This is a genomic window from Luteipulveratus halotolerans (assembly GCF_001247745.1).
Classification (GTDB): domain Bacteria; phylum Actinomycetota; class Actinomycetes; order Actinomycetales; family Dermatophilaceae; genus Luteipulveratus; species Luteipulveratus halotolerans.
Map to the genome: position 1 here is coordinate 3417255 of NZ_LAIR01000002.1, position 19090 is coordinate 3436344.

The 19090-nt window shown below is 70.8% G+C and carries 22 protein-coding genes; 12 read left to right on the forward strand and 10 right to left on the reverse strand.

Annotated elements, in window-relative coordinates:
- Positions 1-185 precede the first annotated feature (185 nt).
- The gene (locus VV01_RS22470) at positions 186-359 is read left to right on the forward strand and encodes a CsbD family protein (protein ID WP_071606423.1); all 174 of its coding nucleotides are present in this window, start codon (positions 186-188) and stop codon (positions 357-359) included.
- Positions 360-479: 120 nt separating this feature from the next.
- Here VV01_RS22470 and VV01_RS17220 read toward each other — a convergent pair whose 3' ends face one another.
- From VV01_RS17220 to VV01_RS17235, 4 genes are all read right to left on the reverse strand, one after another.
- A complete protein-coding gene (locus tag VV01_RS17220; RefSeq protein ID WP_050670971.1) occupies positions 480-1145 on the reverse strand; it encodes a histidine phosphatase family protein in 666 nt (221 codons plus the stop codon).
- A gap of 119 nt (positions 1146-1264) precedes the next feature.
- Positions 1265-2278 carry an SGNH/GDSL hydrolase family protein gene (locus VV01_RS17225; RefSeq protein WP_231635263.1) on the reverse strand — a complete coding sequence of 338 codons (1014 nt, stop codon included), beginning with the start codon at positions 2276-2278 and terminating at the stop codon, positions 1265-1267.
- A 132-nt stretch (positions 2279-2410) separates the two neighbouring features.
- On the reverse strand, positions 2411-3358 hold the full coding sequence (locus VV01_RS17230) for an SGNH/GDSL hydrolase family protein (RefSeq protein ID WP_050670972.1): 948 nt from the start codon (positions 3356-3358) through the stop codon (positions 2411-2413).
- 62 nt (positions 3359-3420) lie between these two features.
- A complete protein-coding gene (locus VV01_RS17235; protein ID WP_050670973.1) occupies positions 3421-4614 on the reverse strand; it encodes a PucR family transcriptional regulator in 1194 nt (397 codons plus the stop codon).
- Between the two features lie 95 nt (positions 4615-4709).
- On the opposite strand from VV01_RS17235, the gene VV01_RS17240 reads away from it, so the two are divergent.
- The 4 genes from VV01_RS17240 (at position 4710) to VV01_RS17255 (ending at position 7840) form a co-directional block, all read left to right on the forward strand.
- Positions 4710-5762, forward strand: a complete 1053-nt coding sequence (locus VV01_RS17240) for a ferredoxin reductase (RefSeq protein ID WP_050670974.1) — start codon at positions 4710-4712, stop codon at positions 5760-5762.
- Positions 5763-5796: 34 nt separating this feature from the next.
- Complete coding sequence (locus VV01_RS17245) at positions 5797-7035, forward strand: fatty acid desaturase family protein (protein ID WP_082221063.1); 1239 nt, start codon at positions 5797-5799, stop codon at positions 7033-7035.
- Between the two features lie 92 nt (positions 7036-7127).
- Complete coding sequence (locus VV01_RS17250) at positions 7128-7346, forward strand: hypothetical protein (RefSeq protein WP_157508902.1); 219 nt, start codon at positions 7128-7130, stop codon at positions 7344-7346.
- Positions 7347-7369: 23 nt separating this feature from the next.
- Complete coding sequence (locus VV01_RS17255) at positions 7370-7840, forward strand: DnaJ family domain-containing protein (protein ID WP_050670976.1); 471 nt, start codon at positions 7370-7372, stop codon at positions 7838-7840.
- Here VV01_RS17255 and VV01_RS17260 read toward each other — a convergent pair.
- Both VV01_RS17260 and VV01_RS17265 read right to left on the reverse strand, forming a co-directional pair.
- Complete coding sequence (locus tag VV01_RS17260) at positions 7827-8651, reverse strand: alpha/beta hydrolase family protein (protein ID WP_050670977.1); 825 nt, start codon at positions 8649-8651, stop codon at positions 7827-7829. The two genes, VV01_RS17255 and VV01_RS17260, sit on opposite strands and share 14 nt — an antisense overlap.
- 109 nt (positions 8652-8760) lie before the next feature.
- Positions 8761-9618: an SDR family oxidoreductase gene (locus VV01_RS17265; protein WP_050670978.1), complete on the reverse strand. Its 858-nt coding sequence runs from the start codon at positions 9616-9618 to the stop codon at positions 8761-8763.
- A 103-nt stretch (positions 9619-9721) separates the two neighbouring features.
- On the opposite strand from VV01_RS17265, the gene VV01_RS17270 reads away from it, so the two are divergent.
- From VV01_RS17270 to VV01_RS17280, 3 genes are all read left to right on the forward strand, one after another.
- Positions 9722-10099, forward strand: coding sequence for a winged helix-turn-helix transcriptional regulator (locus VV01_RS17270; protein ID WP_050670979.1), 378 nt, complete (start codon positions 9722-9724; stop codon positions 10097-10099).
- A 30-nt stretch (positions 10100-10129) separates the two neighbouring features.
- On the forward strand, positions 10130-10819 hold the full coding sequence (locus tag VV01_RS17275) for a histidine phosphatase family protein (protein WP_050670980.1): 690 nt from the start codon (positions 10130-10132) through the stop codon (positions 10817-10819).
- 77 nt (positions 10820-10896) lie between these two features.
- Positions 10897-11400 carry an acyl-CoA thioesterase gene (locus tag VV01_RS17280; RefSeq protein WP_050670981.1) on the forward strand — a complete coding sequence of 168 codons (504 nt, stop codon included), beginning with the start codon at positions 10897-10899 and terminating at the stop codon, positions 11398-11400.
- Here the strand turns inward: VV01_RS17280 and VV01_RS17285 are convergent.
- The 3 genes from VV01_RS17285 to VV01_RS17295 all read right to left on the reverse strand — a co-directional run bounded on the left by VV01_RS17285 (position 11397) and on the right by VV01_RS17295 (position 15337).
- On the reverse strand, positions 11397-12005 hold the full coding sequence (locus VV01_RS17285; protein ID WP_050670982.1) for an FMN-binding negative transcriptional regulator: 609 nt from the start codon (positions 12003-12005) through the stop codon (positions 11397-11399). The genes VV01_RS17280 and VV01_RS17285 overlap by 4 nt on opposite strands.
- A 175-nt stretch (positions 12006-12180) precedes the next feature.
- Positions 12181-13956: a long-chain-acyl-CoA synthetase gene (locus tag VV01_RS17290; RefSeq protein ID WP_050670983.1), complete on the reverse strand. Its 1776-nt coding sequence runs from the start codon at positions 13954-13956 to the stop codon at positions 12181-12183.
- A gap of 112 nt (positions 13957-14068) precedes the next feature.
- The gene (locus VV01_RS17295; RefSeq protein ID WP_082221064.1) at positions 14069-15337 is read right to left on the reverse strand and encodes an MFS transporter; all 1269 of its coding nucleotides are present in this window, start codon (positions 15335-15337) and stop codon (positions 14069-14071) included.
- Between the two features lie 139 nt (positions 15338-15476).
- Here VV01_RS17295 and VV01_RS17300 point away from each other — a divergent pair, with 139 nt between their 5' ends.
- Both VV01_RS17300 and VV01_RS17305 read left to right on the forward strand, forming a co-directional pair.
- Entirely contained in the window at positions 15477-16043 is a 567-nt protein-coding gene (locus tag VV01_RS17300; protein ID WP_050670984.1) for a hypothetical protein, read from the forward strand.
- A gap of 9 nt (positions 16044-16052) precedes the next feature.
- On the forward strand, positions 16053-17117 hold the full coding sequence (locus VV01_RS17305; RefSeq protein WP_071606426.1) for a LacI family DNA-binding transcriptional regulator: 1065 nt from the start codon (positions 16053-16055) through the stop codon (positions 17115-17117).
- Between the two features lie 135 nt (positions 17118-17252).
- Here the strand turns inward: VV01_RS17305 and VV01_RS17310 are convergent, their stop codons facing one another.
- Positions 17253-18170, reverse strand: a complete 918-nt coding sequence (locus VV01_RS17310; RefSeq protein ID WP_050670985.1) for a quinone oxidoreductase family protein — start codon at positions 18168-18170, stop codon at positions 17253-17255.
- Between the two features lie 73 nt (positions 18171-18243).
- Here VV01_RS17310 and VV01_RS17315 point away from each other — a divergent pair, with 73 nt between their 5' ends.
- Together VV01_RS17315 and VV01_RS17320 are read left to right on the forward strand one after the other, a co-directional pair.
- Positions 18244-18594 carry a nucleoside triphosphate pyrophosphohydrolase family protein gene (locus VV01_RS17315; protein WP_050670986.1) on the forward strand — a complete coding sequence of 117 codons (351 nt, stop codon included), beginning with the start codon at positions 18244-18246 and terminating at the stop codon, positions 18592-18594.
- Complete coding sequence (locus VV01_RS17320) at positions 18591-19070, forward strand: GNAT family N-acetyltransferase (protein ID WP_197275087.1); 480 nt, start codon at positions 18591-18593, stop codon at positions 19068-19070. The genes VV01_RS17315 and VV01_RS17320 overlap by 4 nt, the downstream gene beginning before the upstream one ends.
- Positions 19071-19090: the final 20 nt, after the last annotated feature.

Genomic DNA, 19090 nt, shown 5'->3' on the forward strand with positions numbered 1-19090 from the left:
CTCGACGACTCGCACCCGACGCCTGACGAAGCCCCCGGCGGATGTCGGGTGGCTCGTCAGCCGACAGGAGCAGCTCGTCAGCGCACGGGGCAGCGCTTGGCCCCTCCGCGAGACCCGGTCTAGCCAGATCGAGGGACGGGGCGCATAGTGAGGGGGCCGAACGACCGATCACAAGGGAGTACGCCATGGGTTTCACCGACAAGATCAAGAACGCCGCTGACGACGTCGCCGGCAAGGCCAAGGAGGCCCTGGGCGACGCCAAGGGCGACGAGAGCCTGCAGGCCGAGGGCAAGGGCGACCAGGCCGAGGCCTCGGTCAAGAAGGCCGGCGAGAACATCAAGGACGCGTTCAAGAACTGAACGACCCGCGTACGCCGAACGCCCCACTCCCGCAACGGGAGTGGGGCGTTCGTGTGTCTCGGCTCCGACAGCGGATGTCGTCCGGCGCGCTATGACGCCCGGGCGACACCCGTTGCAGGGTCACGCGTGGAGCGGCTCGCCGGCCGGTCCGTCGTACGGGTCGGAGTCGTCGACGCCGGGGCCGCCGAGCGGTGCGCCCATCCAGGAGAGCGCGACCCACCCGGACGCCGAATCTCCTTCGACAGCAACGACTCCCGTGTTGCCGAGCGGGTTGTTGCGCGCGAACGCCGCGCCCAGGTTGCCCGCGCGGATCGTCGTCCAGACACGGATCGCCGCACCGTGACTGACCACCGCAGCGACGGGGACGCCGGCCGCCTCGACCTCGCGCAGCGACGCGTCGAACCGTTCGATCACCTCGGCGCCGGTCTCTCCGTCGGGCATCCGCGCGTCGAGGTCGCCGTGGACCCACTTCCACATCGTGCCGAGATAGCCGTCGACGCTCGCGGCGTCGGTGGCCTTCTCGTACGCACCCGCCTGGATCTCGTGCACGCCCGCCAGCTCGACGACGGGGACGTCGAGCGACTCGGCCAGCGGCGTCGCGGTCAGCTGCGCGCGCAGGGCTCGAGAGGCGAAGACCGCACCGATCTGCTCGTCACGGACGGCCTCCGGGATGGCTTCGGCCTGGGACCGGCCGAGCTCGGTGAGCCCGGGCCCAGGGAGGCTCGTGTCGAGCGATCCGGCGACGTTGGCCGGGGTCTGACCGTGGCGGATGAGCAGCAGACGCATGCGAGGCTCCTTCGAGATCGAGCTCCATCCTCGCCTACGCCGACGTGGCCCGACAGGTGAGTCGGGCCACGTCACGTGGGCGCTGCTGGACGTTCGCGTGCTGTTCAGCGCCGCACAGGTCAGGACGCCTGGCGGTCGAGGGCTCGCAGGTCGGTGAGCGCGCGGTCCACGACGGCCGGATCACTCGACCGCAGAAGGGAGTTCAGCCGCTTGACCTCGGTCGGCGAGACTCCCGCGCGGGCGGCCTTGTCCAGGTTGGCGGGCGCGGCCAGGTCCATCCGCAGGACCTTGTCGGCGGCGGCCCGGTTGCGCTGCGCCGTGGACGGCTTCGCGGTCGTGAGGGTCGACGTCTTGTACGCCGAGCCCGTGAGCACCGGACCGAACAGCTTGGCGAGGCCGTCGTTGCCGAGGCGGTTGGGGTGGTACGACTCCTCAACCGGGTTGCTGAGGCCGTTGATCCACTCGGTGCTGTCGCACACCGCGTGACCGCTGAACGACGACCGCGGGTCGACGAACGACGCACCGTGGGCGGTCGCCTTGGTCCGGATCAGGCTGTCGAGGTCGTTCGTCGCGGAGTTCAGGCTCGCCTCCTCGGACGGGCTGAAGAACGTCAACGCGTTGCAGTCCTCGCCGTTGAAGATCAGCGGGTAGCCGCCGATGGCGATCTTGGCGTTGGGCGCCTTGCTGCGGATCGCTCCGAACAGCGAGTCGTACCGGCCGGGCAGCTGACCGGTGAGGATCGCGCGACCTCCGGCGATGGCGCCGTCGCAGTCACTCATCCAGCCGGGCTGCGCGCACTCGGTGAGCACGTCGGCGAACCCGACGTCGTTGCCGCCGATCGTCATCGACACGTACGCCGTGCCGCTGCTCAGCGCACCGAGCTGGTTGTTGGTGACGTCAGCGGTACGCGCGCCGCTGCACGCCTGGTACGACAGCGCGAGCCCGTAGCGCGAGGCCACGAGCGCCGGGTAGCCGTACGTCGAGCGGTAGCAGCTGTCGACCTTGGCGCGGGTGCCGACACCCGCGGAGTAGGAGTCGCCCAGGGCGACGTACGAACCAGCGGCGGCGTCGGCGGTGGGGATCAGGCCCGCCGCGAGCGCCACGGAGCCGGCCAGGACCAGTCCACGCTTCACAGATCGTCTCGTCATACGAGAAAGGTCCTCGCGCGAGGTGCCGGCGACAACCCGCGTTCCGCGGCGAACAGGTCAGGAACTGGTCAACTACCGGTCGGTGAATATCGCTGTGGCACAGCCGTTTCCGGGAGTTCAGCCGACGTTCTGGCGCGCGGCCTTGTCGAGCTCCCAGAGGCGCTCGTACGCCGCCTGGTCGGCCTCGGCCTCGTTGCGGCGGGCCAGCTCGGCCACCTCGTCCGGGTCGAGCCCGTAGTGCCGCGCGCCGGCCATGCTCTCGTCGCTGAGCAGCTGCGGCGGCGCGAACACCGCCTCGTCCGAGCCGCTCGGCGGGCCCTGCACCACGACCGGCACGCGCGCGGCCGTGACGATGTCGCCGTACGGAAAGCCGAGCGCGTCGGCGATCTGCACGGCGTACGCCGAGTGGCCGGCCGTGTTGGGGTGGTAGGACACCTCGAGCGGTCGGGACATGCCGCGGATCCACTCGTCGTCCTCGCACGCCGCGTGCCCGTCGAAGGTCGGCCGGACGTCGACGAACATCGCACCGGCCGGCGCGGCCGCCGCCTCGATGACAGCGGCGAGCTCGTCGGCGATGTCGTTCATGCGGGCCATGTCTGCGTCGTTGAAGAACGTCGCGAGGTTGCAGTCCTTGCCCGCGAAGAGCCGGGGGTAGCCGGTCACCACGAACGACGCCTGCGGCGCGCGCTCACGCACCATCGCGTAGAGGCCGGTCAGGCGCTCACCCAGCTCGTGGCGTACGAACTCCAGCGCGGCCTCGACGGCCTCGGCACTGTGCGTCATCCACGTCGGCTTGGCGCACTCGGTGAGCACGTCGGTGAAGTTGAGGTCGTTGCCGCCGACGGTCAGCGTGACCAGGCGGGTCGACTCCGACAGCGCGTCGAGCTGGACGGCGGCCACGTCGGCGACCGTCGCGCCACGGCACGCCTGCAGGCTGACGTCGGTCTCGAGCGCTCGAGCGATCTGGACGGGGTAGCCCGCGACCGAGCGGAAGCAGGCGTTCATCGGTTGGCCGGCGCCGGCTCCCGCGGCGTAGGAGTCACCCAGCGCGACGTAGTCAGGCATGTCTCCAGCATGTCCGACCGGCGTAGGCACGGTGGCAGCGGCCCGTACGACGGCCGGGCGGGTCAGCGGTGGCCGGCCCGCAGCACCATCTCCAGCTCGAACCGGATCTGGGGGTCGTCCAGGTCGTCGGCGAACACGTCGCGCAGCTGCGAGACGCGGTAGCCGACCGTCTGAGGGTGCACGTGCAGCTCGGCCGCCACCTTGGCGCGCTCGCCCCGATGGCGCAGCCACGACAGCAGCGTCTCGGCGAGCCGTTGCCGCTGGCTGTCGCGCAGGTCGTCGAGGGGTGCGAGCCGCCGGCGCGCGAGGTCGGCCATCAGCTCGGGGTCGGCCCCGAGCAGCAGGTCGGCGAGGTGGTCGTCGACCCAGCGGGCGCCACTGGCGGCCGGTGCGTCGTCACCTTCGGCTGCAAGCCCCGACAGGGCCGCCCGCAAGGAGTCGCCGGCTCGGGTCCAGTGCCGCGCCGGGCCGACCCAGGCTCGACGCTGGCCGAGCAGCCGGTCGATCTCGGCTCGCCCGCGCGCGCCGACCGGTGCGTGCATCAGCGCCACCGCGTGCTGGTTGCGGGCGCGGACGAGCGCGGCGTCACCGAGCGCGACCCGCAGGCCGTCGGCGTCCTCCAGGGGCAGCACGGCCACGACCACGTCGCTGGGGACGGTCCACGCGGCCTCGGCGGCCTGCGTACGCATCTCGGCCTCGTCGACCCGGCCGGACACGATCAGCTCCAGGAGCGCGCCGCGCCGCCGGTCGCGCTCGCCCACCTGACGGAACTGCTCGTCGGCGAACGCCTCGACGCTCGTGGCCGACAGCTCGTCGACGTAGACGAAGATCGACTCACCCAACGGCAGCAGCACGGTCGGGTCGAGGCCCTCGTCGACCGCGACCTGCGACGTCGACCGGAACGCCACGCGCGCTCCGATGCGGTACGCCGCCAGCAGCGCCTCCAGGGGGCGACCGGTCCGCGCCTCACCGCGACCCAGCTGCTGGTAGACGAGCCGGTCGTCGGCGCTCAGTGCCGGCTCGGCCCGGCCGGGCAGCTCGAGCAGCAGTCGGCTGAGCGCCACCTCGACCCCGCGGCGTACGGCGGTGCCGAAGTCGCCTTCGAGCGGTCGGGAGTACGCCGGGACGTCACGCTGGATCGCCGCGATGATCTGCTCGACGATCTCGCTGACGTGCGGCCGGATCGCCTCGGACACCTCGGCGGGGAGCTCAGCCCACGGAGGATCACCGTCCGCTGGGGGCAGATGCTCGGACATATCGGGAACTTTGCTCGCGAGGGGATAGTTTCTGGCGATCTGATTGTAGTGCGAGGCAGCAGATTTATGCCGCGCACAGCAATCACACTGGACACGTGGGTGTACGAGAGGTCGCGCTGTCCGCAGCGTCCGTGTTCACCGCGCCGTACCAACCGCAGGACTACCTGCGACTGGTCAACCGGCTGTCCTCGGCCAGACAGCTCCGTGGCGTGGTCCGTTCGGTGACCCCTGAGTGCTCCGGCAGCGTCACGATCACGTTCCGTCCCGGGCGCGGCTGGCACGCGCACGAGGCCGGTCAGTACGCCCGCATCGGCGTCGAGATCGACGGCGTACGCCAGTGGCGCAGCTATTCGTTGTCGGCGCCGGCCGGCGAGGACCCAGCCATCACCGTGACCGCCGTCGGCCGTGTCTCCAGCCACCTCGTGCAGCACACCAAGGTCGGCGACATCCTGTTCCTCGCGCCACCCCAGGGTGACTTCGTCCTGCCGACCGGCCCGCGACCGTTGCTGATGCTCACCGCGGGCTCGGGCATCACGCCCGTCATGTCGATGATCCGTACGCTCGTGCCGCGCCGCCCCGACGCCGACGTCGTCCTGATCCACTCGGCGCGCACCTCTCAGGACGCGCTGTTCCGCGACGAGCTCGCGCGCCTGGCCGCCGAGCACGAGTCGCTGCACGTGGTGCACCGCTACACCGGCACCGACGGCCGCATCGACCTCACCACCCCCGCTGACCTCGACCGGCTGTGCCCCGACTGGCGCTCGCGCAAGGCCTACGTCTGCGGTCCGGCCCAGCTGCTCGACGACGCCACCGCCATGTGGCACGAGCACCACGCACCCGACGCGTTGAGCGTCGAACGCTTCGAGACCGCACTGCTCGCCGACGGCGGCAGCGGCGGGCACGTGGTGTTCGAGAAGTCCGACAAGGAGGCCGACGGGGACGGCTCCACCACTCTGCTCGAGCTCGGCGAGGACGCAGGGGTCCTCATGCCGCACGGCTGCCGCATGGGGATCTGCCGCAGCTGCCTCGTCCCGCTGCGCGCGGGCCAGGTCAAGGACCTGCGTACCGGCGAGATCCGCGCCGACGAGGGCGACCTCATCCAGACCTGCATCTCCGCCCCGTGCGGGCCCGTCCACCTCGACGTCTAGCTCCACGCCCCCTCACCCCCACAGAGGAGCACTCATGACCCTGACCGCCGAGTCCACGCAGGCCGACAAGACCGCCCAGGACATCGGGCGCAGTCACACGCCGCCCAAGGAGAAGCGCACCGGCGTCCTGCCCACCGACGGCGGCGTCGCCGTACGCCCACCGGCTGCCGCGCACCTCTCGGACGACGACGTACGCCGGCTCGGCGAGGAGCTCGACGCCCTGCGCGACGAGGTCATCGCCTCGCGCGGCGCCAAGGACGCGGCCTACATCCGGCGGATGATCACCATCCAGAAGAGCCTCGAGCTCGCCGGCCGGGCGGCACTGCTCGGCAGCCGCTACAAGCCGCTGTGGCTCGCCGGCACGGGCATGATCGCCCTCGGCAAGATCCTCGACAACATGGAGATCGGCCACAACGTCCTGCACGGCCAGTGGGACTGGATGCGCGATCCCGACATCCACTCCACGACCTACGAGTGGGACTTCGTCGCGCCGGCCCGTGGCTGGCAGCACACCCACAACGACCTGCACCACACGTGGACCAACGTCATCGGCAAGGACCGCGACGTGGGATACAACATCCTGCGCGTCAGCCCCGACCAGCCGTGGCAGAAGCGCGATGTCTTCAATCCCCTTGTCAACGTTGGACTTTCGTTCGTCTTCGAGTGGGGCATCGCGTCGTACGACCTCGAGTGGGACATGGTCAAGGCCGGCTACAAGACACGCGAGCAGTTCGACAGCGACCTGCTCGCCCTGCGCGTCAAGGCGCAGGACCAGGTGGTCAAGGAGTACATCGCGCTCCCGGCGATCGCGATGCTCACCAAGTCCGGCGGCCGTGCCCTCACCGGTTCGCTCGCCGCCAACGTCATCCGCAACGTGTGGGCGCACGCCGTGATCTTCTGCGGTCACTTCCCCGAGGAGGTCGACACCTTCAGCGAGGAGATGATCGACGGCGAGACCCGCGGCGACTGGTACATCCGCCAGATGCTCGGCTCGGCCAACATCTCGGGCAGCAGGCTGTTCCACATCATGACCGGCAACCTGTCGCACCAGATCGAGCACCACCTGTTCCCGGACATCCCGTCCAACCACTACATCAAGATCGCTCCGCGGGTGCGCGAGATCTGCGCGCGCTACGGACTGCCTTACACCACAGGGCCTTTCGCGCTTCAGCTCGCGTCGACGTGGAAGCAGATCTGCAAGCTCGCCGTGCCCGACACCTTCGACAAGCGACGTCCGATCGCGTCGTTGCGCGAGGCCTGGAACAACGCCTGACCTGCGGCGCACGGCCGGCGTCGCGGCCGGCCGTAGGACCGGCACAGAAGGCTCACAGGCGGCTCATGGGAGACGGCGCGACCGTCGTACCCATGAAGACGCCAGCAGCCATCGCCACCGCCCTGTCCGTCGGAGCCGTCGCCGTCCTCGGCATCGGGTCGTTGCCCGCGAAAGAGGCTGCTGCTGCAGGCATCTCGCAGCAGCAGCTGAAGCCGGTGAGCGCGGCGTACGACCCGAGCGCCCTGCCGGCCGCAGCCGACCGCACGATCACCCTGCGCGTCGACGACGACGGCCATGTCCGGACGACGTGACGCCCCGACGGATACTGGGTCGCATGGGCTACCACGAGGGGCACATCGACCGGGTGATCCGCGAGGCCCAAGAGCGCGGTGAGTTCGACGAGCTGCCGGGCACCGGCAAGCCCCTCGACCTGCACGACATCGACGACCCCGACTGGTGGGTCAAGCGCTGGGTACGCCGCGAGGGCCTCGACACCAGCGCGACCCTGCCCCCGGCGCTCGCGCTGCGCAAGGAACGTGAGGGCTTCCCCGAGTCACTGGCCGGCCTGGCCACCGAGGAGTCGGTGCGTGAGGTGCTGCGTGACTTCAACCGTCGCGTGCGGGACGAGATCCTGCAGCCGACGTTCGGACAGCTGTCGCGGCCGATCGTCGCGGGCGTCGACGTCGACGACGTGGTCGAGCGGTGGCGCGAGCTGCGCGCCGAGCGAGCCGCTCGTACGCCGGTCGCACCGCCTCCCGAGCCGCCCACCCGTCGCCGCTGGTGGCAGCTGTTCAGGCGACGGTGACCTTCAGCCACTGCTCGATGCGGTCGAGGATCTCGTCGTGGTTGCGTACCCACTGGATGTGCCCGACGCGGCGAGCGCTGTGCCACGACGTGACCCGCGCCGAGCGCAGGCGGTCGGTCAGGGCGTGGACGGCCTTGACCGGCGCGAGCGGGTCGCCCTCGATCGAGATCGTGAGCACGTCGAGCTGCGCCGTCTCCATGGCGTTCTCGTAGTCGACGTCGGCGCCTGCCGGCTGCCAGCGTCCGGTGCGCGACAGCCGCGACCAGTCGCGGATCAGCACCGTCGACTGGCGGCCCCAGAACTTCAGCCGGTCGCCCGGCCAGTAGCCGACCACGCGTGACGTCAGCGCCATGAACGACGTCCCGATGTACGAGCGCGGGATCCCGGTCCACCCGTAGCCACGGAAGTACGGCGACGCCGAGCCCACCAGGATGAGCCCGTCGACCTCGCCGGGGTGCGTGGTGGCGTACAGGGTGGAGACGTGCCCGCCGAGGCTGTGGCCGAGCAGCACGAGCGGGCTGTGCGGCCGGGCCGCGCGGACGGCCGCCGTCACCGCGGGCGCATCGACGCTCGCGAGGTCGTGGTAGCCGAACGAGGCGTCCCGGTCGACGCGCGGTGTGCTGCCACCCTGACCGCGCCACTCCACCACGGCCGACGCGATGCCGCGCGCGGCGAGGGCGCGGGCGAGCTGACCGTAGAACCGGGCCTTCGCACCGAACGCCGGCCACACGATCAGCACCGGCGCACCGGCGTCGTCGACCTCGGTCAGCGTGACCTCGAGCTGTGACCCGTCGGGGAGTGGGACCTGCACGGTGGGCTCCTTCGCCTCGTTACTCACGAGTAACTATGGCTCCGTCGGCCCCGCGGCGCAAGCAGATCGGGGCACCGCGACCGAGGGCCGACCGCGGCGCCCCGGCCGCTCAGACGAGAGCCGCTCGTACGCCCTCGGCCAGACTCGTGGTCGGGCGCCCGATGAGCCGGCTGAGGTCGCCGGTCTCGACCAGCAGCGCACCGCCCTTCAGGCCCGCGTCGTTGTCGGCGAGCACCTCGGCGAACGGCTCGGGCACGCCCGCCGAGACCAGCGCGGCGGCGTACTCGGCCTGAGGCAGGTCGCGGTACTCGACCGCCGCACCCGATGCCTTCGCCACCTCGGCCGCGTAGTCGCTCATCGTGAACGGCGCGTCGCCGCCCAGCTCGTACACCTGACCTGCGTGATCGTCCTGCGTGAGGACGACGGCCGCAGCCTCGGCGTAGTCGGCTCGCGCCGCCGCCGACACCCGACCGTCGCCGGCCGCACCCAGCACTACGCCGTGCTCGACCTGCGTGCTGATCTGACCGGTGTAGTTCTCCAGGTACCAGCCGTTGCGCAGGACGACGGACGGCAGGCCGGAGTCGGCGAGTGCCTGCTCGGTCGCCCAGTGCTCCTTCGCGAGACCCAGCGGCGAGACGTCGGCGCGGGGCGCGCTGGTGTAGGCGACGAGCGAGACGCCGGCGCGCGCGGCGGCGTCGATGACGTTCTGGTGCTGGGTGATCCGTCGGCCGAGCTCACTGCCCGACACGAGCAGTACGCGGTCGACGCCCTGCAACGCGACGTCGAGGGCCGCCGGGTCGTCGTACGAGCCGACGCGCACGTCGACGCCGAGGTCGGAGAGGTCGGTCGCCTTGCCGGGGTCGCGCACGAGGGCGGCGATGTCGGTGGCCGGCGTGCCGCGGCGGAGGAGCGCGTCGATCGTGAGGCGTCCGAGGTGGCCGGTCGCGCCGGTGACGAGGATGGTCATGGGAGGTCCTTTCGAGCTGGTGACTGCTGTCATCGGTGTCGAACGACGTTCAACCGCAAGCACTTCCCTGTGGTTAGTACCGACTTTTAAGTAAGGTACCTACATGAAGGTAAGTACTCCGCAGCAGGCGCTCCCCGACGCGGTGTTCGAGGCCGGGTGCCCGAGTCGGGTCGTCATGGACCACGTGATGTCGAAGTGGGGGCTGCTCGTGCTGCTCGCGCTCAGCGACGGCGAGCCCGTGCGGTGGAGCGAGCTGCGTCGCCGAGCCGACGGCGTGAGCGAGAAGATGCTCGCCCAGACGCTGCGTACGCTCGCCGCCGACGGTTTCGTACGCCGCGACGCCCACCCCGTCGTCCCGCCGCACGTCGAGTACTCCCTGACCGCGCGCGGTCTCGAGCTCACCGCGCTGCTGACGCCGCTCATGGTGTGGATGGTCGAGCACGCGCCCGCGATCGTCGCCGAGTCGTCGAGGTCGCGCTGACGTCGGCGCCAGGTGCGATAGTTCTTGTCCATGGAGCCCCAGTCCGTCCTGCTCGTACGCCACGGCCAGGCGTCGTTCGGCAAGAGCGACTACGACCAGCTCTCCCCCACCGGCCGGCGCCAGGCGCGGCTGCTCGGTGAGGACCTCGGGCGTCGCGGCTGGACCCCTGACCGCATCGTCTGTGGTGGCATGCGACGCCACCAGCAGACGCTCGCCGAGATCGCGGTCGGCGCCGGCTGGGACCTCGACGCCGAGATCGACGCCGACTGGAACGAGCTCGACCACGACGCCGTCATCAGCGGCTACCGACCGGCGTACAAGCACCTGCTCGTGCTCAAGGCCGACATGGTGCGCACGCTGCGCCCGCGTGCGGCGTTCGAGGAGATGTTCGAGCAGGCCATCCTGCGCTGGTCGTCCGGGGAGCACGACGACGAGTACGACGAGACGTTCGCGACCTTCCGCCACCGCGTCGACGGCGCGCTCGACCGGGTCCTCGCCCACGAGTCGCCACGCCAGCTGGTGGTCAGCTCGGTCGGGTGCATCAGCCGGGCCGCCTCACGCGTGCTCGCCGACGGCGACATGGACGTCTGGAAGCAGTTCGCGTTCACCGGCATCAACACCGGCGTCACCCGCATCACCGTCGGCCGCCGCGGGCCCCAGCTGTTGACCTACAACGAGATCGGCCACCTCGACGCCGCCGACCTCGCGACGCAGCGCTGACCTGACTCTCCGTGGCGTCGGTCACGTCGGCGTCTGTGGATGCCGCGTACGCCGTGGGTCGGGCTGACGGTCCACCCATGGACGAGTCACGAACCGCAGCACCGTCGGACACCCGAGTGACGTTGGCGCACATCATGAGCGCGCACGACACCAACCTGCTCGGCACGGTGCACGGCGGCAACATCATGAAGCTCGTCGACGACGCTGCCGGCACCGTCGCCGCCCGCTACTCAGGCGGCGCGGCCGTGACCGCCTCCATGGACGAGATGCTGTTCCTCTCACCCGTGCGCGTGGGCGACGTCGTCACCGTGCACGCCCAGGTCAACTGGGCGGGCCGCACCTCGATGGAGGTCGGCACCCGCGTCGAGACGACGCGGTGGGACGAGCTGAGCGCTCCCGTGCACGTCGCATCGGCGTACCTCGTGATGGTCGCGGTCGACGTCGAGGGCAAGCCGCGCGCGGTCCGCGCGCTGGACCCCGAGACCGACGAGGACCAGCGTCGTCACCGCGAGGCCCAGATCCGCCGTGAGCACCGGCTCGCCCGCCGGGCGGCCATCAAGGAGTCCCGTCTGGCCGGCTAGGCCAGTCCGCCCGAGAGCTGAGCCGCGCGCATCGGACCGTCGGGCATGGCGGCCAGCACCGACTCCTGGTCGGCCTCCGGCTTGTCGCGGCTGACCTTCGCCTTGGCATGTACATCGGTGATCACGAGCTCGACACCGACGATCGCCTTGAGCCGCGTGCGCACGTACTTGTCGGGCGCATCAGTCACCGCCCACGGCGAATCCCGTTGGATCTCATGATGATCCGTGAGACGGGTGACGACGTCGAGCAGCCGGTCGGCGTCGTCGTACGTCGTGACCGTGCCGCGGATCTGTACTTCCGTGTAGTTCCAGGTGGGGACGACGCGACCGTGCTCGGCCTTGGAGGCGTACCAGCTCGGGGTGATGTAGCCGTCCGGTCCGCGTACGACGGCGAGAGCACTCGCCCCCTCGACGACGCGGGCGACCTGCGGGTTGGCCCGCGCCAGATGAGCGATCAGCCGGTCGCCCTCCCACAGCACCGGGACCGTCGTGGAGTCGGGCACGCCGTCGGCGCCGACCGTGACCAGGCTCGCCACGCCCGTACGACGCACGAACTCCTCGATCTGCGCGCGGTCGTCGACGGCCGTGTGAGCAGGGAGGTACATGCCGGTCAAGGTACGCCGTCGCCACCACCATCGCGCGGTACGTCACACCGGAAGCAGCCCCACGCGGTAGGTCACACCGGGACAGCCGCCGACCGGCGTACACACACGAATCTCGTCTGTCCGGCACTCCATGCACTGCCGGACAGACGAGATTCGTCGAGAGGTGGAACTCAGGTCAGCGGGGCGCGCTGCCGGTGCGGGCGACCTCTTCGGCGTAGCCGTCGTAGTAGTCGACGTAACCCTCGGTCGAGCTCTTCAGCGCGAGCACCGGGTCGGGCGAGTCGGCGAAGCCCTCGTTGCGCAGCTCGACCTTGCGGCTCTTGAACGTCGAGGTCTGCTCGAGCGAGTCGACGACGCGGATGAACAGCGGCACGGCGTACGACGGGAGCAGGTCGTACAGCTTGTCGGCGACGGCCTGCCCGTGCAGGTCGGCGCCCGGCTCGAGGACGACCGCCGCCATGCCGGCGCGACCGTCGGTGCCGGGCACCTCGACGCCGTAGACGGTGCTGTCAGCGATGCCGGGGACGCGTGCGAGCGCGGCCTCGACCTCGGTGGTCGCGACGTTCTCGCCCTTCCACCGGAAGGTGTCACCCAGCCGGTCGACGAACGCGACGTGCTGCAGGCCCTGGTGGCGGACGAGGTCGCCGGTGTTGAACCAGACGTCGCCCTTCTTGAAGCCGTTGCGCAGCAGCTTCTTCTCGGTGGCCTCGGGGTCGGTGTAGCCGTCGAAGGGCTGCTTGTCGGTGATCTTGGCGAGCAGCAGGCCGGTCTCACCGGTCTTGACCTTGGTCAGGCGGCCCTTGGCGTTGCGCTTGGCCTCACCGGTCTCGAGGTCGTACTCGACCACCTTGTAGGGCAGCGGGCAGGTGCCGGCGGTCTCGTCGACACCATAGGCGTTGATGAACGCGATGTTGCACTCGCTGGCGCCGTAGAACTCGGCGATGCGGTCGATGCCGAACCGCCGCTGGAAGTCGTGCCAGATGTCCTGGCGCAGACCGTTGCCGACGATGACGCGCACGCGGTGCTCGCGATCGATCGGACGCTCGGGCTGGCTGAGGAGGTAGCGGCAGACCTCGCCGATGTAGACGAAGGCCGTGGCGTCGTACGCGACGATGTCGTCCCAGAACTTCGACGCCGAGAACTTGCGGCCGATCGCCATGGCGGCGCCGCCCGCGAGCACCGAGCTGAGGCCGACGGTCACCGAGTTGTTGTGGTAGAGCGGCAGGCAGCAGTAGAGCGTGTCGTCCTTGCGCAGACGGACGCCGAGGGCGCCGAGGCCGGAGTACGACTTCAGCCACCGGAAGTGGCTCATGACGCTGGCCTTGGGCATGCCCGTCGTGCCCGAGGTGAAGATGTAGAACGCCTTCTCCTTGGCCACGATCTGCGCGGTGACCTCGGGGTTGGCGTCGGAGGCGCCCTGGGCCTTGGCACGCAGGTCGCTGAACGTCAGGACGTGCTGGCGTGCACCGGCCTCGCCCGCGCTCGGGAGGACCTCGGGGCAGTCGTCGCCGACGAGCACGACGCGGGCGTCGAGGATGCCGAGGCTGTGGGCCAGGACCTCGCCGCGCTGGTTGTAGTTGATCAGGCCGGCGATGGCACCGAGCTTGACGGTCGCCAGCATCGCCAGCATCGTCTCGAGCTCGTTGTGGGCGAGGACGCCCACGACGTCGCCGCGCTCGACACCCTGCTCCTGCAGGACGGAGGCGTAGCGGTTGACCTGCTTGTTGGCCTCGCCGTAGGACAGCACCTGCCCGTCGAACTTCAGGAACGGCTGATCGGGCTGCTTTGCTGCGACCTTCTGGAAGATCTGGCCGATCGACTCCTTGGCCGTCGGCTTGCGCGTCACGAGCCCTCGGCCCTTGGTCAGGACCATGCCCAGGTCCGGCGTCAGACGCACCAGACCCTTGGTGACATCGAGCAGTCCGACGCGATGGCGCGTCTGCACACTCATGAGTGCTCCCTTCGGAAATGTCCGGCGCGATGTTACTTACTTCACAGTAACCGTGGTGGCTAACGCTCGACGTCTCTCACATCGCGGTCGGAAGAGGCTCCGCCTTCCGAGGTTACGCCGCGTCCGCCACGCCGCCGACACGGTCTCGGGACGCGGGCTCGCGGACGGCAGGGAGGCACGCCAGCGCGACGAGGACGGCACAGCCGACCGCGAGCAGCGCGTGCAGGATCCCGACGTGCTCTCCGAGGAAGCCGAGCAGCGGCGGGCCGGCGATGAACGCGGTGTAGCCGATGGTGCTGACGACCGACATCCGCGCGTGGGCCCGGCGCGGGTCGTCGGAGGCCGCGCTCATCCCGACCGGGAACCCGAGGGCGACGCCGACGCCCCAGACCGCGGCACCGACGTACGCCAGGGTCGGCGAGCCGAACACCACGAGCAGACTGCCGATCACCGCCGCGACAAACATGGCCCGCAGGACCGGCACGCGCCCGTAACGGTCGAGCAGGTGCGTGCCACTCAGCCGCCCGAGCGTCATCGCCGACAGGAAGACGGCGAACGCCAGGACGCCGGCCCAGCTCGGCAGGTCGTGGCCCTCCACGAACGCGACCGAGACCCAGTCGTTGGCGGTGCCTTCGGTGAAGGCCGCGACGAGAGTGACGACCCCGATGAGCAGGGTGCGCGGCTCGCGCCAGGCGCTGCGTGCGGTCGACGGCTCGTCGTCGTCCTCGACCTCCGCCGACGCGACGAGGCGGAAGCCGCGGGCCGTGAGCAGCATGGCGCCGAGGATGAGCAGCAGCATGAGCGGGAGGTGTACAGCGACGCTCACCTCACCTGCCGACGCCGCCGCGCCGAGCAGTGCGGACAGGACCGTGCCGCCGGAGAACGCCGCGTGATATCTCGGCATGATCGCCCGGCCCATGCAGTGCTCGACGTGCGCGCCCTCGAGGTTCATGGCGACGTCCCAGACCCCGATCGACATGCCGGCGACGAACATCCCGACCCCGGCGAGCGCGGCCGACTGCAGGAGCCCGACCGCGAGGCCGGCGCCGCCGATACCGACGGCCGCGGCGGCGGCTCCGAGCAGGACGGCGCGACGGACCCCGAGCAGTGCTGTGATGCGTCCCGAGGTGGGTAGCGCGATCACCGCTCCGATCGACATGGCGAGCAGCAGCAGCCCGAGGCCCTGCGTGCTGAGGCCGAGCTCGGCCTTGATGTCGGGGATGCGCGAGGCCCAGGTCGCGAACGCTGCGCCGTTGAGCGCGAACGTCGCGTAGACCGCGCGTGAGGTCAGCGCGAAGTCGTGGTCGGCGTTCGCGGGGCGGCTCGGGGCGTCGGCCTGGGGGTGCACGGGCGCGGTCTCTGCTCTCGCTGGGCGGGTCATCGAATCGATTCGATACGGCATCAGGATTGTGCTCTCGGCGCGAGTCGGCCGTCAAGCGCGAGCACGCCGGAACCATCCGCAGCCCTTGTCCCTCTGAGCCCCGGACCCGCACCCCTGCACGCGCCGACGGAGGCCACCCATGAGCACGCGCACCCACCTGACCCGCGCCACCCTCGCGGTCGTCGCCACCGCGGCGCTCGCCGCCCTCACCAGCCCGACCGTCCCGGCCCATGCGGAGGACCGCTCGACCGCAGCACCCACGGCCACCCGCGTCGCGTCGTACGACGACGGCTCGCCCTCCCCGTCCCTGGACCGGCTCGAACGACAGTCGGTGTCGATCGCCACCCTCACCGACGTCGATCCAGCTCAGGCACGGGAGATCCGACGCGACAGCGACTGGGGTTTCTACCAGCTCGATGCCGGTACGCCGACCGCCCGCGGGGCCGCCGTGACCTGGCGCAAGCAGACCTGGGCGCTGGTCAACGCCCGCGAGGTCGAGGTGCCGGTCGGCGACCAGCCGCACCGCCTGCTGCTCGCGCAGCTCAAGAACCGGCACACCGGCAAGGTCGTGAGCGTGCTGGGCACCGACGGCCTGAGTGCCGCTCCGGCGATCCGCGACCGGGTCGCCGACCTGCGCACCGAGGGCCTCAGCTCGCTCCTCGTCACCGGCTCGTCGACGACGACCGTCCCCGAATCGATTCGATAGCCTCAGCGGGTGCCGGTCGCCCGCGAGTCCTCGACCCGACCGCCCAGGATCACGCTGCGTGACGTGGCGGCCCGGGCGGGCGTGGCGATGTCGACGGCGTCCTTGGTCTACAGCGGCAAGAAGCCCGTCGCCCAGGCCACCGCTGACAAGGTGCGCGCGGCGGCCGACGAGCTCGGCTACCAGGGCCCCGACCCGCTCGCGTCGTCATTGCGGCACGGCCGCTCGGGCGTGGTCGGCGCGGTCGTGCCGGCGCGCCTGATCCATGCGTTCCGCGACCCCTACGCCGTGCTGCTGTGCGACGGCCTGGCGCAGAGCCTGAGCGATCTCGGGTCCGGCCTGCTGCTGATGCCCGAGCCCGACGACGGCGACCAGCCGCCGGGTTCGTCGTTCGCGGTCGATGCCGTCGTGTTCCTGCTGTGCAGCGCCGAGCAGCACCCGCTCGTGCCCGAGCTCGCGCGTCGCGGCATCCCGATGATCGCCACCGGCTCGCCGATCGACCCGCACGTCACCCAGCTGTCCGTCGACGACCGCGGCGCCTCCGCGAGGCTGGCACGCCATCTGCGCGATCTGGGGCACCAGCGCGTCGGACACGTCCTGATGCCGCTCGGGCAGCCCGGGCCGACGCGTGTCGTCGACCGAGCCCGCGTCGCAGCCGCCACCTACCCGATCACACGAGACCGCGCGTACGGCGTCCTCGACGTGCTCGGCGACGGCGTGCCGATGGTGTGCGCCGAGACCGCGTCCGTCGAGCACGGCCGCGAGGCCGCCGGGCTGCTGCTCGACCTCGACCCGCGCCCGACCGCGATCATCGCCCAGAGCGACCTCCTCGCCGCGGGCGTCATCCAGGCTGCCGCGGAGCGCGGCCTGCGAGTGCCCGACGACCTGTCGGTCACCGGCTACGACGGCGTCGAGCTGCCGTGGCTCGGTCACCGCCTCACGACGATCGACCAGCACCCGGTCGAGAAGGGCCGGCTTGCCGGCGATCTCGTACGCCGCGCGCTCGCGGGCGAGCACGTCACCGACGTGACGATGACCGTCGATCTGCGTGTCGGCGACACCACCGGCCCCGCCTGACGCGTACGCCGACCGCTCACCTCTCCCGGCCCGGCCGCCGACCAGCCGACGCTCGTACGCGCAGACGACGCGGAGATGTGCGCGTCGTCTGCGCGTACGAGCGTCGTCGAGCGGGGAGTCGCCACGTCACGCCACTCAGTCGACCGTCAGCACGATCTTGCCGCCGCCTCCCTCGCGGAGGGCCTGCAGCGCGTGGGCGGCCTGCTCCAGCGGGAACGTCCGGCGGATGCGCACGTCGAGGTCGCCGGCCGCCTGAAGTGCGGCGAGCTCGGCCAGGCGCTCGGCCGAGCGGCGGTTCTCGGTCGTCCGGATGCCCAGCTCTGGTGCGCGGCCGTGCTCGACGAGCGTGATGACCCGCGCACGGTCCTTGACCAGGCCGAGCGTCTCGTCGAGCAGCTCGCCGCCGACGCCGTCGATGACGGCGTCCACCTCACCTTCAGCAAGATCGCGCATCCGATCGGCGAATCCCGTTGCAGTGTCTACGGGTTCGACACCGAGAGAGCGAAGGCGCTCATGGTGCGCGACGCGTGCTCCCCCGATGACACGTGCTCCGGCGATTCGGGCGAGCTGAACGGCCATCTGACCCACGCCACCCGCCGCGCCGAGCACGAGGAGCACGTCGCCCGGCCCGACCTCCAGCATCTCCAGCGCGATGTGCGCGGTCTGGCCGCCGGCCGTGAGCCCTCCGGCGACCCGCCACGACATCGACTCGGGCTTGGGCGTGACCTGCTCGGCGGCGACCACGAGATGCTCGGCGTAGGAACCGAGCTGCCCGAACCCGAGCACCGCGTCGCCGACCTCCACTCCGTCGACACCCTCACCGAGAGCGTCGACATCGCCGGCGAACTCGTTGCCCGGGATGATCGGCGGCGTCGAGCCGGCACCGGGTGGCGCCCAGCCGTCGACCACGGCTCCGTCGTACGGCTGGACACCGGCGGCGCGGACGCGGATGCGCGCCTGCCCGGGTCCGGGCTGCGGGAGTGAGCGCTCGACGAGGCGCAGGACGCCGGGCCGGTCGACGGCCATGGCTCGGCTGGTCTGTTCGGAGGTCATGCGCCGACGCTAAGAAGTGAAGTCGACTTGAGGTCAACTGCGTGCTGTCACCGGACCTCGCTACGGTCGCCCGGTGGACATCGCCGAGCTCACCGACCGCGTCGAGTACGTCTCGGCCGGATACGCCGACCACTACGCCGTCGAGCGCACCGACGAGTGGATCCTGCTCAAGCTCACCGAGGAGGTCGGCGAGCTGGTCCAGGCGCATCTGACCGCCAGCGGCCAGGGTCGCGACCGCGGGCTGTCGCAGGCCGAGCAGGACGCCCGAACGGCCTCCGAGCTCGCCGACGTGATCGGCATGTGCCTGGTGTTCGCCCGCAGCCGCGGGATCGACGTCTCGCAGGCGATGCACGACAAGTGGCTGCAGTACGAGGACTTCCACCGCGGGCGCGGGTTCAGCACCGACGTAGGCTCGCCGGCGTGACGACGATCGTGGGCGAGCTGACCGGTGGACGACGCGTGGCACGAGCGGAGGCGCAGCATGTCCCTGCCATCGTCGGACTGCTCGCCGACGACCACCTCGGCAGTGGCCGCGAACGCGCAGGCGACGACCCGGCGTACGCCTCGGCGTTCGAGCGCATCGACGCCGACCCCCACCAGCTGCTCGTCGTCGTGCTCGACCCTGACGACGAGGTCGTGGGCACGCTGCAGCTGTCGTTCATTGCCGGGCTGTCGCGTGGCGGGGCGCTACGGTCTCAGATCGAGTCGGTGCGTGTGGCGTCGTCGCAGCGCGGATCTGGTTTGGGCACAACGCTTTTCGAGTGGGCGATCGAGTACAGCCGCTCGCACGGCGCTGCGCTCGTCCAGCTGACCACCGACAAGTCACGCCCCGAGGCCAAGGCGTTCTACGAGCGGCTCGGGTTCGTCGCGAGCCACGAAGGCATGAAGCTCGCCCTCTGAGCGCCGATCTGTGTGATGCT

What these genes read in the sequence shown, in the direction of transcription:
- VV01_RS22470 (WP_071606423.1), top strand. Translation starts at nt 186, where the DNA reads ATGGGTTTCACCGACAAGATCAAGAACGCCGCTGACGACGTCGCCGGC.
- VV01_RS17220 (WP_050670971.1), bottom strand. Translation starts at nt 1,145, where the DNA reads ATGCGTCTGCTGCTCATCCGCCACGGTCAGACCCCGGCCAACGTCGCC.
- VV01_RS17230 (WP_050670972.1), bottom strand. Translation starts at nt 3,358, where the DNA reads ATGCCTGACTACGTCGCGCTGGGTGACTCCTACGCCGCGGGAGCCGGC.
- VV01_RS17235 (WP_050670973.1), bottom strand. Translation starts at nt 4,614, where the DNA reads ATGTCCGAGCATCTGCCCCCAGCGGACGGTGATCCTCCGTGGGCTGAG.
- VV01_RS17245 (WP_082221063.1), top strand. Translation starts at nt 5,797, where the DNA reads ATGACCCTGACCGCCGAGTCCACGCAGGCCGACAAGACCGCCCAGGAC.
- VV01_RS17250 (WP_157508902.1), top strand. Translation starts at nt 7,128, where the DNA reads ATGAAGACGCCAGCAGCCATCGCCACCGCCCTGTCCGTCGGAGCCGTC.
- VV01_RS17255 (WP_050670976.1), top strand. Translation starts at nt 7,370, where the DNA reads ATGGGCTACCACGAGGGGCACATCGACCGGGTGATCCGCGAGGCCCAA.
- VV01_RS17265 (WP_050670978.1), bottom strand. Translation starts at nt 9,618, where the DNA reads ATGACCATCCTCGTCACCGGCGCGACCGGCCACCTCGGACGCCTCACG.
- VV01_RS17270 (WP_050670979.1), top strand. Translation starts at nt 9,722, where the DNA reads ATGAAGGTAAGTACTCCGCAGCAGGCGCTCCCCGACGCGGTGTTCGAG.
- VV01_RS17275 (WP_050670980.1), top strand. Translation starts at nt 10,130, where the DNA reads ATGGAGCCCCAGTCCGTCCTGCTCGTACGCCACGGCCAGGCGTCGTTC.
- VV01_RS17280 (WP_050670981.1), top strand. Translation starts at nt 10,897, where the DNA reads ATGGACGAGTCACGAACCGCAGCACCGTCGGACACCCGAGTGACGTTG.
- VV01_RS17285 (WP_050670982.1), bottom strand. Translation starts at nt 12,005, where the DNA reads ATGTACCTCCCTGCTCACACGGCCGTCGACGACCGCGCGCAGATCGAG.
- VV01_RS17290 (WP_050670983.1), bottom strand. Translation starts at nt 13,956, where the DNA reads ATGAGTGTGCAGACGCGCCATCGCGTCGGACTGCTCGATGTCACCAAG.
- VV01_RS17295 (WP_082221064.1), bottom strand. Translation starts at nt 15,337, where the DNA reads ATGACCCGCCCAGCGAGAGCAGAGACCGCGCCCGTGCACCCCCAGGCC.
- VV01_RS17300 (WP_050670984.1), top strand. Translation starts at nt 15,477, where the DNA reads ATGAGCACGCGCACCCACCTGACCCGCGCCACCCTCGCGGTCGTCGCC.
- VV01_RS17310 (WP_050670985.1), bottom strand. Translation starts at nt 18,170, where the DNA reads ATGACCTCCGAACAGACCAGCCGAGCCATGGCCGTCGACCGGCCCGGC.